We start from the raw sequence: 17,197 nt of genomic DNA, 5'->3' as shown, positions 1-17,197 counted from the left end.
GTCCATTTCAAAGTCTTGAAAACTCAAGTGAGTCGATCCAGGCGCCGCGCAGGTCTCGGACCTGCGCACGCGCCGCGTCGCTCGCTAGCTTTGGGAATTGGGTTTGGTCTTGAGCTTGCCCAGCAGCTTGTCCAGGGATTTCTGGTTCAGCGCCTTGGCCAGCGGGAAGTCCGCGGGCATCAGCGAACCGGCCTGCGGGTCGAGGCAGTGTTCGACCAGTGCCTGCAAACGTTCCAGCAGGCGAGCGGGCAAACGGCTGTCGGCGTTCGGCGTGACGCTGTGCCATTCGACACGCAACACGCCGTCCTCCAGCCAGGCCACCACTTCACGGGCGTGGGTCACTCGGTTCACCGGGGCCACGTCCGGCGGCGGGGTCAGGCTGCTGGCGCGCAACCAGCCCGCTGGCGTTTGCTCATGCCCCAGGTAGTTGAACAGCACATCACCGTGGCTGGCCGGCAACTCGCCGCGCTGGCGCAGCAAGCCGTAGCCCAGGCCCTGGCCGGGTACGTCACGCAAGGCTTGCTTGGCGTTGCGCACCTGCTCGCCCGCGGCGCCGCTGGCGTTCACCCGCAGTGGGTAGAGGGTGGTGAACCAGCCGACGGTGCGGCCGACGTCCAGCCCGGCAAACGGTGCGTCACGCCCGTGGCGCTCCAGGTCCACGACGATGTCGCTGCGCTGTTCGACCTCGGCCAGGGTCGCGGCGAGGGCGGCGATCAGCAGTTCTTCCGGTTGCGTGCGGTAAGCCCCATGGGATTCGGTCAGCCATTGCTGCGTACGGCTGGCGTCCCAGCGGGCCGACAGGGTCTGGCGCTCGGCGACCGTGGCCATGGGCGGCGGGTTTGCGCCGATCTGGGCACGCCAGTAGCGATGCTCGGCAGCGACCTTGGCGGCATGGGCCTGCAGGTGCTCGCTCCATTGACGATAGGAGGTGGTTTTCGCCGGCAACGTCGGACTTTCGCCCCGCTCCAGTGCCGGGTACAGCTGTTGGAAATCTTCCAGCAGCGGCGTCCAGGACACTGCATCGACCACCAGGTGATGAGCCACCAGGTACAGGCGCTGCGGGGTGCCTTCCAGCAGGGCCGCGGCAAACAATGGGCCGTGTTGCAGGTCCAGGCTTTGCGCGACTTGCAGCAATTGTTCCGGGTGCTCGCAGCAGGTCAGTTGGGCCGGGGCCACCGGCGCGATGTGTGCCTGCCATTGGCCGTCGACGTCGGTGAAACGCAAGCGCAGGGCGTCGTGGTGGGCCACCAACCGATCCAGCGTGGCTTGGACGATGGCCGGTTCCAGGCGACGGTCGCTGTCGGCCAGCACCGATTGGTTCCAGTGCGCGGCCTGCGGTTGCTGCTGGTCGAAGAACCACTGGTGCAAGGGCATCAGCGGCATCGGCCCGGTCACGTCACCTTGTTCGGCCTGGGCCAGCAGCGCCGTGGTCACGTGGGCCAGGGCCGCCGGAGTCGGCGAACGGAACAGGTCCCGTGGCGTGAGCGAATAGCCCTGTTCACGCAAGCGCGAGATCAGTTTCAGGCCAAGGATCGAGTCACCGCCCAGGGCGAAGAAACTGTCCGAGGTGCCGACTTCACGGCCACCGGTCAAGGTGTCGCCGAGCAGCTCGCCGAACAACTGGCAGAGCAGGCGTTCCAGGTCGGTGCGCGGTGCCGCGTAGTCCTTCTGGGTATTCGGCAAGGGCAGGGCAGCGAGGGCCTTGCGGTCGATCTTGCCGTTGGTGCTCAGGGGCAGGGCCGGGATTTGCACCCACACCGCCGGCACCATGTACGCCGGCAGCTCGGCCGCGAGCTGGGTGTCGAGGTCCGACTGTGCGGTGCTGCTGCTGTAGAACGCCACCAGGCGGTTGTCGATGACCAGCGTGCAGGCGCCGGTGATGGCTGGCAGGTTCAGCAGCGCTGAGTCGATTTCCCCCAGCTCGATGCGCTGTCCACGCAGTTTCACCTGATGGTCGAGACGGCCCAGGTATTCGATGTTGCCATCGGCCAGGAACCGGCAGCGGTCGCCGGTGCGGTACAGGCGATCACCGGCCACGAACGGGCTGGCGAGGAAGCGTTCCTCGGTCAGGTCCGGGCGCTTCAAATAACCCCGGGCCACGCCGACGCCACCGATGTACAGCTCGCCGATGCTGCCAATCGGCAACGGCTGCATGGCCTCGTCGAGGATGTACAAGCGCAGGTTGGCGATGGGCTTGCCGATTGGCACGATCACATCGTCTGCCGAGCAACGCCAGACCGAGACGTCGATGGCCGCTTCGGTCGGGCCGTACAGGTTGACCAGCGCCGCCGGGTGTAGACCCATGAACCGCCGGACCAGGTCCACCGGCAGGGCTTCGCCGCTGGCGAACACCTGGCGCAGGCTGTGGCAATTGACCAGGCTCGGTTCCTCGACAAAGGCACGCAGCATCGACGGTACGAAGTGCAACGTCGTGACCTGCTCCTGCTGGATCAACTGGCCGAGGTAGGCCGGGTCGCGATGCCCGTCCGGCCGGGTCACCACCAGGGTCGCGCCAGTGATCAGCGGCCAGAAGAACTCCCACACCGATACGTCGAAGCTGTACGGGGTTTTCTGCAAGACGCGGTCGTTCGGGCCAATCGGGAAGGCGTCCTGCATCCAGTGCAGGCGGTTCATCAAGGCGCCGTGTTCGTTCATCACGCCCTTGGGTTGGCCGGTGGAACCGGAGGTGTAGAGCACGTAGGCCAGGTCGTTGGCCTCGACGCTGATTGGCTCGAATGCAGAGGCTTGGGGCAACGTGTCGAGGGTCCAGGCTTGATGCCCGACTGGCAGGCGCGACAGCCATTGCGCTTGGGTCAAGGTGACCTTGGCATCGGCGTCTTCGATCAGGAACGCCAGGCGCGCGGCAGGCAACTCCGGGTCCAGCGGCAGCCACGCGGCGCCGGCATGGACGATGCCGAGCAAGGCCACGACCATCTCCACCGAACGCTCCATGCACAGCGGCACGATGCTGTCGCTGCCCACGCCAACTGCGCGCAGGGCGCGGGCGACGGCTTGTGCACGCTGGTCCAGCTCGGCATAGCTCAGGCGCTGGCCTTCGAATACCAGCGCCGGGGCGTTGGGGCTCAGGGCCGCTTGTTGGCTCAAGGCCGTGTGCAGGTTGGTCGGGCCGCTGTAGTGGCGGTCGGTGGCGTTCCAGCGGTCCAGTTGCTGCTGGTCCTGTTGTTGCGGGAACAGTTCCACCAGGGTGCGTTCAGGGCTTGCCACCAGGGCGTCGAGCAGCGCGCACCACTGCGCGCTCCAGCGTTGCATCGTCGTTTCGTCGTACAAGGCCGCTTGGTATTCCAGCGCCAGCGTCATGTCGTTGCCGTCGTCCTGGACTTCCCAGCTCTGTTCAAACTTGGCGTCGATCACCGGCAGCATCTGTTCTTCGACGTTCAACCCCGGCCATTGGCTGCTGTCCACCCGGCCATAGTTGAGGGAGAACAGCACCTGGAACAAAGGCGTACGGTTCAAGTCGCGGTTCTGCGCGACTGCGCCGACCAGGGTGGCGAAGGGCAGGTCAGCATGGGCCTGGGCGGCACGCAGGTCGGCCTCGAGGTTGGCCAGCAGTTGCTCGGCCGGGGCCCGTTGGTCGACATCGCTGCGGATCACCAAGGTGTTGACCAGGCAGGCCAGCAACGTCTGGGTTTGCCCATGGTCACGCTGGTCCGCCGGGGTGCCGAGACGAATCTCCCGCTGACCGCTGTAGCGGGCCAGCAGCGCGCTCAGGGCCGTGGCGAGCACCACGTAGGTGGTGGTGCCGCGCTGCCGGGCGAACTGGCGGATGGCTTCAGCGCGCTGGGTGCCAAGGCGGACGGTCAGTTGCCGGGCGCGACGATCTGCTTCGGCGCCACGCGGATGGTCGATGGGCAGGTCGAGTTGGTAGTCGTCCTGGCCCAGGTGGTTTTTCCAGTACTCCAGGCTGTCACTGCGCCGAGCCTGAGTGTCCGGGCGCTGTTGCCACAGGGCGAAATCGACGTAATCGATTTCCAGCGGTGCCCAGGCGGGCGACTGCCCGTTCAGGCCGGCTGTGTAGGCCTGGGTCAGTTCGTCGATGAGCAACTGCATGGCCCAGCCGTCGGTGGCGCTGTGGTGCAGGCACACCAGCAACAGGTTTTCGTCACTGCCCTGGCGTTGCAACAGGTGCGCACGCCACGGCGCCGCGGCGGCCAGGTCGAACGGCGTCATTAGTGCGTCCTGGGCGTTGGCGCAGGCCGCTGCCCAGTCCTGGGTCGCAACACAAGTGACCGCGAGCGCCGGGCCGTGGTCGTCGATCAGCAATTGCGGCTCGCCGTCGATTTCGACGATACGGCTGCGCAGCACCAAGTGGCGCTGGCTGACCTGCGCAAAGGCCTCGCGCAAGACCTCGACCCGCAACTCGCCGCGCAAGGTCAGGGCGAACGGCATGTGGTACTCGCGGGACTCCGGCACCAGGCGGCTGAGCATCCAGAACCGGCGTTGGGCCAGGCCCAGGGGCAATTGCGCCGGGCGCGGTTGTGCGCTGATCGATTCACCGGGCATGGCCGCGCGCAGATGCTCGGCCAGGGCCGCGACGGTCGGTTGGGCGAACACCAGCGGTAGGGGCAGGGAAACCCCGAGGCGCTCACGCACCCGGCTGACCAGGCGGGTGGCCAGCAAGGAATGGCCGCCGAGTTGGAAAAAGTTGTCCTCGATGCCGACTTCCGAACCGCCCAACACCTCGCTGAACAGTTCGCAGAGCACGCTTTCAGTGGCATTGCGCGGCGCGGTGCGCGGCCGGTCGCTTTGGCTCTGTGGCAGCGGCGTCGCGGCCAATGCCTTGCGGTCAAGTTTGCCGTTGCTGTTGAGCGGCAGGTTATCGAGCTGCACGAACAGACTTGGCTGCATGTGCGCGGGCAGGCTGTCGCTCAAGTCGGCACGCAGCGTCGCCTCATCGGCGTCACCGCACCAGAAACTTACCAGGCGCTGGTCGAGCAACAAGGTGGCGGCGTCGCGAACACCGGCCTGGGCCTGCAGCGCAGCGTCGATTTCTCCCAGTTCGATGCGCTGGCCGCGCAGTTTCACCTGGTGGTCGAGACGCCCCAGGTACTCGATGTTGCCATCGGCCAGGAAACGGCAACGGTCGCCGGTGCGGTACAGGCGATCACCGGCCACGAACGGGTTGGCGAGGAAGCGTTCCTCAGTCAGGTCCGGGCGTTTCAGATAACCCCGGGCCACGCCGACGCCGCCGATGTACAGCTCGCCGATGCTGCCAATCGGCAGCGGTTGCAGGGCCTCATCGAGGATATACAAGCGCAGGTTGGCGATGGGTTTGCCGATCGGCACGATTGCATCGTCCGCCGAGCAACGCCAGACCGAGACGTCGATGGCTGCTTCGGTCGGGCCATACAGGTTGACCAGCGCCGCCGGGTGTAGACCCATGAACCGCCGGACCAGGTCCACCGGCAGGGCTTCGCCACTGGCGAACACCTGGCGCAGGCTGTGGCAGTTGACCAGGCTCGGTTCTTCGACAAAGGCACGCAGCATCGACGGTACGAAGTGCAACGTCGTGACCTGTTCCTGCTGGATCAACTGGCTGAGGTAGGCCGGGTCGCGATGCCCGTCCGGCCGGGCCACCACCAGGGTCGCGCCGGTGATCAGCGGCCAGCAGAACTCCCACACCGACACGTCGAAGCTGTACGGGGTCTTTTGCAGCACACGGTCGTTCGGGCCAATCGGGAAGGCGTCCTGCATCCAGTGCAGGCGGTTCATCAAGGCGCCGTGTTCGTTCATCACGCCTTTGGGCTGGCCGGTGGAACCGGAGGTGTAGAGCACGTAGGCCAGGTCGTTGGCCTCGACGCTGATGGGCTCTCCAGCTTCAGCATTTGGCAACGCATCCAGCGTCCAGGCGTCATGCCCGGCGGGCAGGCGCGACAGCCATTGCGCTTGGGTCAAGGTGACCTTGGCATCGGCGTCTTCGATCAGGAACGCCAGGCGCGCGGCAGGCAACTCCGGATCCAGCGGCAGCCACGCGGCGCCGGCATGGACGATGCCGAGCAAGGCCACGACCATCTCCACCGAACGCTCCATGCACAGCGGCACGATGCTGTCGCTGCCCACGCCAACTGCGCGTAGGGCCCGGGCGACGGCTTGTGCGCGCTGGTCCAGCTCGGCATAGCTCAGGCGCTGGCTTTCGAACACCAATGCCGGGGCGTTGGGGCTCAGGGCCGCTTGTTGGCTCAAGGCCGTGTGCAGGTTGGTCGGGCCGCTGTAGTGGCGGTCGGTGGCGTTCCACTCGATCAACTGGCGACGACGCTCTGCCGCCGGCAGCGGTGTCCAATCGCCGAGGCGGGTCCGTGGCGCTTCGAGCATCGCTTCCAGCAGTTGTTGCCATTGTTCCAGCCAGCGCCGGGCAGTGCTTTCGCTGAACAGCGCGGCGCGGTATTCCAGCAACACCGACAGCACCTCGCCGTCATGCACTTCCCAGTTCAGGTCGTACTTGGTGGCCTGGGCGGTCACGGCGCGTTCGCTGACCTGCAACTGCGGCCATGGTTGGCTCGACGAGTCGGCGTTCTGCATGGCGAACAGCACTTGGAACAGCGGCGTCTGACCGAGGCTGCGCGAAGGTTTCAAATGCTCGACGACTTGGTCGAAGGGCACGTCCTGATGCTGTTGGGCATCCAGCACACGGTTGCGCACCTGGCCCAGCAAACCTTCGAAATCCAGCGCCGGATCGAGGTCGGCACGCATGACCACGGTGTTGACGAAGCAGCCGATCAGCGGCTGCAGCTCGGCGAATGGACGCTGGGCCACCGGGCTACCGACCCGTACGTCGCGCTGGTTGGCGTAGCGGCCCAAGAGCAATTGCGCGGCGCCGAGCATGAGCATGTACAGGGTGGCGCCGCGTTGTTGGGCGAACTGCCGCAGGCGTTCCACCAGGGCGGGCGGCAATTGCAGCTGGACCGCGCCGGCCGCCGGGGCGAGCTGGGTTGGCCGGCCCTGTTCGGTTGGCAGGTCCAGCAGGTAGTCGCCGTCCTCCAGTTGGTTGCGCCAGTATTCCAGTTGGCTGCTGAACGCGGTCTGTTGAGCGGGTTCGCGCTGCCAGAGGGCGTAATCGGGGTATTGCAGCGCCAGCGCCGGCAGTGCCGCCGGGGTGCCCTGGCACTGGGCGGTATAGAACTGTCGCAGTTCATCCAGCAGGTTCTGGCTGGAGGCGTCATCGGTGGCGCAGTGGTGCACGCTGAGCAACAGCAGTGATTGGGCGGCGCCGCTGCGTTGCAGCAGCGTGGCACGGACCGGCACTTCGGCGGCGAGGTCGAACCGGCGGCCGGTTTCTACGTGGATCGCCGTATCGGTCAGTTGCTGCCATTGCGCGTCGCTGGTCGCTTGCAGTGCCGTCACTTGCAGGCTGATATCGACCTGGGGTTCGATCACCAGCGCCAACTCGCCGTCGCTATCGCGCACGATGCGGCTGCGCAGGATCTCGTGGCGTTGGACCACGCTGTTCAGGGCCGTGTGCAGGGCCTGGGCATTGAGTTCGCCGTCCAGTTGCACGGCGCTGACCACGTTGTACTCGCCACCGCCGGTGCTCAGTTGTTCAAGGAACCACAAGCGTTGCTGTTCGAACGACAGCGGCAGGCGCGCCGGACGCGCTGCCGGGACAAAGGTCGCCGCCGGGGCTTGCAGGGGATCACCCAGCAGCGCGGCCAAGGCGTCGAGGGTCGGGTGTTCGAACACCGCCCGCAACGGCGGTACGCTGGCGAACTGTTGGCGCAGGCGGGCAAACAACGCCGCCGCCAGCAGCGAGTGGCCGCCGAGGTAGAAGAAATGGCTGTCGCGGCCGATCTGCGACGACGGCACGTTCAGCAACTCGGCCCACAGGGTGGCCAGTTGCTGTTCGGCGGCGCTGCGGGGCGGGTCGAGGGCGTCTGGCGCGGCTTGGATGTCCGGGGCCGGCAAGGCCTTGCGGTTGAGTTTGCCGTTGTCGGTCAGCGGCAGCTCATCGAGCAGCACGAATGCCGAGGGCACCATGTAATCGGGCAGGGCGGCGCCAATGGCTTTGCGCCAGGCGTGGATGTCGGCCTGCTGGTCGCACGTCACGTAGGCGACCAGGCGCTTGTCGCCGGGCACGTCTTCACGGGCCAGCACCACGGCCTGGCGCACGCCCGGTTGAGTGCCGATCAGGGTTTCGATTTCCCCCAGTTCGACGCGGAAGCCGCGGATCTTCACTTGGTGATCCATGCGCCCCAGGTATTCGAGCTGGCCGTCGGGCAACCAGCGCACCAGGTCGCCGGATTTGTACATCCGCGCCCCGGCCACGGGGGAGAACGGGTCTTCGATGAACACCTTCGCGGTCTGCTCGGCGCGGTTGAGGTAGCCCAGGGTCACGCCGGCACCGCCGATGTGCAGTTCCCCCGGGACGCCCACCGGCATCGGGTTGAGGAAGGCATCGAGCACGTAGGTGCGCACGTTGGCGATGGGCCGGCCGATGATCGGCCGCAGCGGGAAGTCATCCACCGCGCAACCGGTGGCATCCACCGTGCATTCGGTCGGGCCGTAGGTGTTAAAGAAGCGGCTGCCGGCAATCGACGGCAGGCGTTGCCACAGTTGCGCGTCCACCGCATCGCCACCGAACAGCACGAAGCGCGGCAGGTACACCTCGCCACGGCGAACGCCGTCGCTTTCCAGCAGCGCCTTGAGCTGTGCCGGGGTGCATTCGAAGGTGTCCAGGCGGGTGTCGCGGAAGAATCCAGCCAGGGCCTCGGGGTCGTAGCGCACGTCTTCCGGGGTCAGGTACAGGCTGTGGCCGTCGAGCAACAGGATCAGCTCGGCCACCGAACTGTCGAAGGCGAACGAGTAATTGAAGCTGGTGCGCATCGGCTGGTCGGTGTAGCGGCGATACAAGCCATGGATACGCGCCCAGGCCAGGTTGACCACCGAACCATTGGTCACCAGGGTGCCCTTGGGCTTACCGGTCGAACCGGAGGTGTACATGATGTAGGCCAGGTCTTGCGGCCCGGCGAGCGGGGCAGGGTTGCTGTCCGGCTGGTTGACGAACAGGGCCGCGTCGCTGTCCAGGCGCAATCGCGGCAGTTCGGCGCCCAACTGTTCCAACAGGCCTTGCTGGCCAAGCAACAGTGCCGGTTGCGCGTCTTCGAGCATGTACGCCAGGCGATCCACCGGGTAGGTGGGGTCCAGCGGCACATAGGCGCCACCGGACTTGAGAATGCCCAGCAGGCCGACCAGCAGTTCCAGCGAACGCTCGACACACAGCGCCACCGGGTTGTTGGCGCCGACGCCCCGGCTGCGCAGGTAATGCGCGACCTGGTTGGCGCGACGGTTGAGTTCGCCGTAGCTCAGGCTGCGGCCTTCGAAGCACAGGGCATCACGCTCCGGGGTGCGTTCGGCTTGTTGTTCGAACAACTGGGCGAAGGTCAGGTGCGTCGGCACCGGCATCTCGGTGCGGTTCCATTCGACCACGGTGCGTTGCCATTCCGCGTCCATCAGCAGCGGCAAGGTGGCGACCGGGCGCTGTGGCTCGGCGAGCATGTGTTCGAGCAGATGTTCCAGGCGCGCCAGGGTCTGGCGGGCGTTGTCGGCGACGAACAGGTCGAGGGCGAACATCAGCTCCAGCTGGATCGGCGCGTTGGCCGGGCACAGCACGTGCAGGTCCAGGTCGCATTCGGAATGTCGCAGCGGCGTATCGAGCGCTTCGAACTCCAACCCGGGGAAGCGCAACCGCGACTCCATGGCCAGTTGCTGGGCGACCATCACCTGGTACAGCGGCGCATGGCTGAGGCTGCGTGGCAGTTGCAGGCTGTCCACCAGTTGCTCGAAGGGCAGGTCCTGATGCAGCAGCCCACTGCGCAGACGCTCGGCCACTTGTTTGACCAGGTCGGTGAAGCCGGCTTGCGGCTCGAAGTCCGCGCGGATCGCCAGGTTGTTCAACAGAATGCCTAGCAGGCCTTCGGTGCCCGGCTGTTCACGGTGGGTGACCGGCGTGCCGAGCAGCACCGTGGCATCGCCGCTCAAACGGTGCATCAACACGGCGAAACCGGCGAACAGGACGGTGAACGGCGTGGTGCCGAGGCGACTGGCAAAGGCTTGCACCCGGGCGCTGAGGTCGGCGCTGAGTTCACGCTGCACGATGCCGGCGCGGTAGCTTTGCACCGACGGCCGTGGATGATCGGTGGGCAAGGCCAGCAACGGGCTGGCGTCGCTGTCGCGCCGGTCGAGGGTGGTGGTCCAGTAGTCGAGTTGGCGCTTGAGTTCGGCGCCTTGCAGGTGTTCGCGCTGCCACAGGGCGAAGTCGGCGTATTGCAGCGCCAGGGCCGGCAGTTCGGCGGGGGCGCCGTTGCAACGGGCTTCATAACCCAGGGCCAGCTCGCGCAGGGCGATGGTGGCCGACCAGGCGTCCGAGACCAGGTGATGCAGGGCGATGCCGAGCACATGTTCACCCGGCGCCAGGCGCAGCAAGCGCGCACGCAGCAGCGGTGGGCAGGTCAGGTCGAAGGGTTGCTCGAAGGTGTCTTGCAGGGCGTTGAACTGCGCGCCGGCGCGGGCGGTGGCGGTCAGCCCCGACAAGTCTTCGAAGGGCAGCGCGATGGCCAGCGCTGGGCTGATGCGCTGGCACGGTACGCCGTCGGTGCTGTGGATGCCGGTGCGCAGGATTTCGTGGCGTACCAGCAGGTCGTTCAGGCTGGCGTGCAGCGCCTCGACGTTGAGTTCACCCTTGAGGTGCAGGGCGAACGGGATGTTGAACAGGGTGGTGCCCGGCGTCAGTTGCTCGATGAACCACAGGCGCTGTTGCGAAAACGACAGCGGCAGCAGCGCCGGGCGTGGCTGGGCCTTGGGCACGCTGATCGCGCTGGTTTGCGGTGCCGCGGCCTGGGCCTGGCGGGCAGCGATGGTCACGGCCAGCAGGGCCACGGTCGGCTGTTCGAACAGCACCCGCAACGGCAGGTCGAGCTTGAACTGGGTGCGCAAGCGGGCAACGATCTGGGTCGCCAGCAGCGAGTGTCCGCCGAGGGTGAAAAAGTTGTCCTCCACGCCCACCGTGTCGCGTCCCAGGACTTCGGCCCAGATCGACGCCACGCTGGTTTCCAGCGCGTTGCGCGGGACGATGCTTTGCTGGGTGTCGGCCTGCCAGTCCAATTCCCGGGTGGCCAGGGTCTTGCGATCGACCTTGCCATTGTTGTTCAGGGGCAGTTTGTCCAGGCAGACGAAGGCCGTCGGCACCATGTACGGCGGCAGTTGCGTGCGCAGGTGTTCGCTCAGGCCGTCACTGCCCGCGCTTTCGTCATGGGCCGACCAGTACGCCACCAGCCAGGCTTCGCCGACGGTGTTTTCCCGCAGCAGGACGGCAGCTTCGCGGACGTTCGGGTGCTGGGCGAGACGGTGTTCGATTTCCGTCAGTTCGATCCGGTGCCCGCGCAGTTTGACCTGCTGGTCGCGGCGGCCGAGGTATTCAATCACCCCGTCTGCACGCCAGCGTCCCAGGTCACCGGTGCGGTACAGGCGCCCTTCAAATTGAGGGTGGTCGATAAACGCCTCAGCGGTGCGCTGCGGGTCGTGCAGGTAGCCGCGGCCAACGCCGACACCGCCCACACAGATTTCCCCGGCCACGCCCACCGGCACCGGGCGCAGGGCTTCGTCCAGCACATACAGGCGGTTGTTGGCGGTCGGTTGGCCGATGGGCATGTGACTGACCTCAGCCCCCGGTGCTGCGAAGATCGGCTGGAAGGCCACGTCGTCGGCGCATTCGGCCGGCCCGTAGGCGTTCATCAGGGCGATGTCGGGGAACCGTGCGAACCAGTCGCGGGCCACGGTCGGCGGCAGGGCTTCACCGGTAGGCAACAGCCAGCGCAGGTCCGGCAGTTGCAAGTCGCACGGGCACAACGCGAGCAAGGTGCGCATCAGGCTCGGGACGATTTCCAGCACGTTCAGGCGCTCGCTGGCGAGCACTTGCAACAGGCGTTGCGGGTCGTGGGCGACTTCATCCGCAAGGATGTGCACGGTGGCGCCGAGCACTGGCGCGGCGAGGAACTGCCACACCGAAATGTCGAACGCCACCGAAGCGGTCTGGGGAATCCGGTCGGCGGCGCTGAGCCCCAGGGCCGGTACTTTGCCGAAGATGTTGTTGAGCATGCCGCGCTGTTCGATCATCACGCCCTTCGGCGTGCCGGTCGACCCCGAGGTGAACAGCACGTAGGCCAGGCTGTCTGGGGTTGCGAGCACCGGCAGAGGCGCGTCGTTGCCGCACGTCCAGCAGGCTTCGGCGAACAGCGCCTCGGGTGCCGGGTCGAGGCCGCTGAGCAGTTGATCGAGCAAGCCGCTGCAGGCTTCGCTGGCGACCAGGAGCGGGGCGCGGGACAGCCCGAGGATTTCCCGCAGGCGCTCGGGCGGGTGATTGACTTCAAGGGGCAGCATCGCCGCGCCGGCCTTGAACACGGCCAGCATCATGGTCAACAGCGCCAGGCCACGGGGGGCCACCAGCGCGACCAGTTGGTCTTCAGCGGCGCCGGCCTCGCGCAGGGCGTGGGCCAGGCGCGTGGAGCGCAGGTCCAGCTCGGCGTAAGTCAGCGACTCCCCGTCGCAGATCGCGACGACCTGATCACCGCGTTGGGCGACCTGGGCGGCAAACAGCTCGGCGTAGCTTTGCTCCAGCGGGAAATCGTGGGGGTTGAGTGCCCATTCGCCCAGCAACTGTTGACGTTCGTCGGCGGCCAGCAGCTCGAAGCTGGCCAACGGCGCCTCGGGGGCGGCGAGCATGCTGCGCACCAGGCTGGCGATGTGACCCAGCAGGCGTTGCACGGTGGCGGCTTCGAAACGTTCGCGGTCATAGGAAACGCGGATGCCCAGCTGTTCGCCCGGTAGGATCACCACGGTCAAACCGTAGTGGGTGTGCACGCTGTGGTCCATGCCTTCGAGGCTGAACTGGAAGCCGCCTTCGAGAATCTGTTCGTCGATGGGCGCGTTTTCGAAGACCAGGATGCTGTCGAACAGGGTCTCGCCCCGGGGGAAATCGCTCCAGCCCTGGATGTCGGTCAAGGGCGTGTGCTCGAAGTCGCGCATGTCGACGTTGAGCTTTTGCAAGTCGCCCAGCCAACTGCCGAGCGAGGCGTTCGGGTCCACCGAAACCCGCAGCGGCAAGGTGTTGATGAACAGGCCGATCATTTCCGCGACGCCAGTCAGGTCGGCCGGACGCCCGGCCACGGTGACGCCGAAGACCACGTCCTGTTGCCCGCTGTAACGTGACAGCAGCAGCGACCAGACGCCCTGGAAGAACGTGTTCGGGGTGATCCGGCGACTGCGGCAGAACGCCGCCAGTGCCTGGGTTTCCTGTTCGTCCAGGTGAATCAGTTGGTCGTCCACCAGCACCGCATCGGTGTAGCGGTCGCGGGTCACGCCGTTGTCCACGGTCAGCGGCGTGGGGGCATTGAGACCTTGCAACTGGCCGCGCCAGAACTGCTCGGCCTTGCTCGCGTCCTGGCGTTGCAGCCACTGGATGTAATCGCGAAACGGCCGCGGGCTTTTCAACTCCGGCGTGCGGTCGTTGCACAGTGCTTCGTAGACTTTGAGGAAGTCCACGGTCACCAGGGAAATGCACCAGGCGTCCATCAGGATGTGGTGGAAGCTGCGAATGAACTCGTAGGATTCGTCGGCCAGGCGCACCAACCGGAAGCGAATCAGCGGTGGCTTGGACAGGTTGAAGCCGACTTTCTGCTCCTCTTCCAGCAGCGTACGGATCCGCGCTTCCTGCTCATGGGGGGCGAGCCCGCGCAGGTCGAGGGTGTCCAGCGGTACCTTGACCTGGCGATGGATCACCTGCACCGGTTGCTTCTGGCTTTTCCACTGGAAGCTGGCGCGCAGGGAAGGGTGCAGCGCCACCACCTGGCGCCACGATTCGAGGAACGCCCCTTCATCGATGGCCCCGCCGATGCGGTAGCGATCCTGCATCAGGTACACACCGGAGTCTTCGTGCAGCAGGGAGTGGAACAGCATCCCTTGTTGCAGCGGCGACAGCGGGTAAATGTCTTCGATCGGGTTGCCGGTGGTTTTTTCGGTGGTCATTGAAAGCGTCCTGCGTAAAAAGGGGCAACGGTGATGGCGGGGCGATGGGACGAGCCGCTCACAGGTCGGCCTCGTCCAGTTCGGCCATCAGCGCTTGCATTTCGTCATCGGTCAGGCCCGAGGCGCTGAACTCGGTGCTGTCGGCCTGCGGCTCGGCGGCGCTCGGCGCCAGCGGTTGCGCGACCTCGGCCATGGCCGCGATGGTCTGGCGTTCGAAGACTTGCTTGGCCGAAAGCGCGATGCCTTGCTCGTGGGCCTGGGCCACCACTTGCAGGCTCAGGATCGAGTCGCCGCCGATGGCGAAAAAGTTGTCGGTGACGCTCACCGTCGAGAGCTTCAAGACCTTGGCGACGATGGCTTGCAAGGCGGTCTCCATGGCGTTGCGTGGCGCCACGTGGGCGCTTTCGTCGAACGAGTCGGGGTCGGGCAATTGGCGGGTGTCGAGCTTGCCGTTGGGCGTGCGCGGAAAACTCGCCAGGGTCAGCACCAGGGCCGGCACCATGTACGACGGCAGGCGCTCGCCGAGGAAACGCTTGATCGCCTCGGAATCCGGTGCGTAGCCGTGGGCGGCGAGGATGTAGGCGAGCAGGCGCTTGCCGGCGGCGTGTTCCTGGACGATCACCGCGGCTTCGCGCACGTCGCTGTGGCTGCACAACTGGCGTTCGATTTCACCCAGCTCGATGCGGTAGCCGCGCACCTTGACCTGATGGTCCTTGCGCCCCAGGAACGCCAGGCGCCCGTCGGCCAACCAGCACGCCAGGTCGCCCGTACGGTAGGCGCGGGTGCCGTCGGCCAGGGTGACGAAGGCCTTGGCGGTTTCTTCGGGTTTGTGGCGATAGCCGCGGGCCAGGGTCGGGCCGGCGAGGACGATTTCCCCTGGCTCGCCGATGCCGCAGGCGGTGTCGAATTCGTTCAGCAGGCGCAGGTCCATGCCGGCGATGGGGCGGCCGATGCTGACGTTGCGGTTGGACTCCAACACTTCATAGGTGGCCCAGACCGTGGCTTCAGTGGGGCCGTATTCGTTCACCAGACGGGCGTGGGGCAAGGTCTTGCTGTGTTGCGCGATCAGCGATGGCGGGCAGGCTTCACCGGCGACGATCCAGCAGGCGAGGCTGTCGGTGCCTGCGCTGCGCTGCAATTGATCGAGCAGGGCCTGGTACAGCGATGGCAGCGACAGACCGTGGCTGACCTGATGCTGGGCAATCAGTTGCGCCAGGCGGGACATTTCCAGCTCTTCTCCCGGGGCGGGCAAGACCAGGCGCCCGCCTTGGGCCAGGGTCCAGAAAATCCCGGCGACCGAACTGTCGAAGGCGAACGACGACAGCAGCAGGTAGGCGCGCACCGGAGTGTCATAGGTGGCCATGCGCACCTGGGTCGAGAAGCTCAGGGCGCCGTGGCTGATTTCCACGGCTTTCGGCGCACCGGTAGAGCCCGAGGTGTAGATCAAGTAGGCGAGGTCGTTCGCGTCTGGCAGCGGTAGCGCCGGCCAATCGCCGAGGTCCGGCGTTGCCAGGTCATCCAGCACGAAGCGTTGCAGGGTGGCCGGCACGCTGTCGGCCAGTTCGGCACTGACCACGATGTGGGCAATGGCGCTGTCGGCGAGCATGTAGGCGCGGCGGTCGGCGGGGTAGGTCGGGTCGATCGGCACGTAGGCGCCACCGGCTTTCAAGACGGCGAGCATGGCGACAATGGCCGCGTTGCTGCGGGCGAACAGGATACCGACGGGCACCCCGGGACCGATTCCGGCCGCGACCAGTCGATGGGCCAGTTGCGTGGCGCAGGCGTCGAGGTGGCTGTAGCTCAGGTCACCGTCCTGGTCGCTGAGGGCGATGGCGTCTGGTTGCTGGCGAACCTGACGGGCAATCAGTTCCACCAGCGTCACCGGTTCGATGGACGGCACGCTTGTGCTGGTGCCGATCAATTGTGATTGCAGCGCTCCACCCAGGGGCAATTGGGCCCAGGCCCGTTGCGGTTCAGCCAGGGCACCTTGCAGCAGTTGCAGCCATTGCTCGGCGAGGCAACCTGCGGCTTCGGCGCTGAGGGCATGGCGGTCGTAGACCAGTTGGGCGTGCAGGCTGGCGGGCAACTGGCGTACGTTCAGGCACGCCTTCAGCGGGTTTATCACTGCGCTGGCATGACGTTCCCGGGCATCGCCCGAACGCCAGGCAAAGGCATAGCCGGCGTTGAGGTGGCCGACGTAATAGTCTTGCCAGCCGACGGCCCGTTCCCGGATGGCGGCCACTTGTGTGCTTTGTTCCAGCAGGGTCGCTTGGGCATCCAGTTCGATGCTCACGGGCAGGCACTGCTCGAACAGGCCCAGGGTGTTTTCCAGCTCCGCGCCGCGACTTTCATGGATGAGGGTGAGCGGCACCTGTTGCTGGCCGGCCAATCGTCCCAGCACCGCTGCCCATGCCGCCAGCAGCAGGTCCGGGATCAGGGCCGAGTGACGGGCGAGGTCAGTCGGCAGGGTCAGGTCCAGTCGGGCAGGTGAAAATCCGCCGCCGAGGGCCACTTCCAGCGGCAACTGCAAGGTGGCCTGTTCGGCGTCGCCCGAGGGTTTCCAGAAGCTCACGCCCGGATGGTCCGGCGCCTCCTCAACCAGGCTCCAGCGCCATTCGGCGTAGTCGGCGTACTGCAAGGTGTCGGAAAGGTCGGTTGCGGTGTCGTGCAGCAGTGCGCCGGCCAGCCATTTCAGGCTGGCGAGGTCGAAGTGGCTGCTGGCCGCCGCCAGGTCCAGGACCGCTTGTTCATCGGACAGGCGCACCAGGGTCACGCACAGTGGGGTTGCCCAGTCGCGGGGCTGGGTGGCGAGCCGGGCCAGCGCGGCGTCCTGGTCGACGCGGCTATGCTGGCGCAGGTCCTGGAGTTTCACCGCCAGCGAGCCGGTTTCGTCGATCACCTGCACCGGGTGGCGCAGGCCGGGCACGGGCATCAGGCGCGTGCGCAGGATTTCACTGCCGGCCACCAGGGCTTGCAAGCGGTTGTTCAGGGCATCGACGTCCAGCGGCTGCGACAGCGACCATTGCAAATGGCAGCTGAACGGGTGCTGCGCCGCGCCGTTGATGTGGGGGTAAACCGATGCCTGTTGCGGCGAAATACGAAAACCTTGAAGTCCGCTCATGTTCATCTCGACTGGAAAAGGGCTTGAGCCTGGATCACCGCACAG

At 66.4% G+C, this 17,197-nt stretch carries 2 protein-coding genes; both read right to left on the bottom strand.

Annotation, left to right across the window (positions count from 1 at the left end):
• Nucleotides 1-84 precede the first annotated feature (84 nt).
• Nucleotides 85-14,031 (bottom strand): non-ribosomal peptide synthetase, encoded by a 13,947-nt coding sequence (locus AC09SL_RS07670; RefSeq protein ID WP_064106805.1) that lies wholly within the window; start codon nucleotides 14,029-14,031, stop codon nucleotides 85-87.
• A 58-nt stretch (nucleotides 14,032-14,089) separates the two neighbouring features.
• Entirely contained in the window at nucleotides 14,090-17,152 is a 3,063-nt protein-coding gene (locus tag AC09SL_RS07665) for a non-ribosomal peptide synthetase (protein ID WP_058545446.1), read from the bottom strand.
• Between the last annotated feature and the right edge of the window lie 45 nt (nucleotides 17,153-17,197).

The organism is Pseudomonas sp. PF05 (assembly GCF_056521845.1).
The sequence above is the reverse complement of the archived record's forward strand: the minus strand, read 5'-3'. Positions and strand labels throughout refer to the sequence as shown.

Excerpts from the sequence above, each read along its gene's own strand:
- AC09SL_RS07665 (WP_058545446.1), bottom strand. The coding sequence starts at position 17,152 with ATGAGCGGACTTCAAGGTTTTCGTATTTCGCCGCAACAGGCATCGGTT.
- AC09SL_RS07670 (WP_064106805.1), bottom strand. The coding sequence starts at position 14,031 with ATGACCACCGAAAAAACCACCGGCAACCCGATCGAAGACATTTACCCG.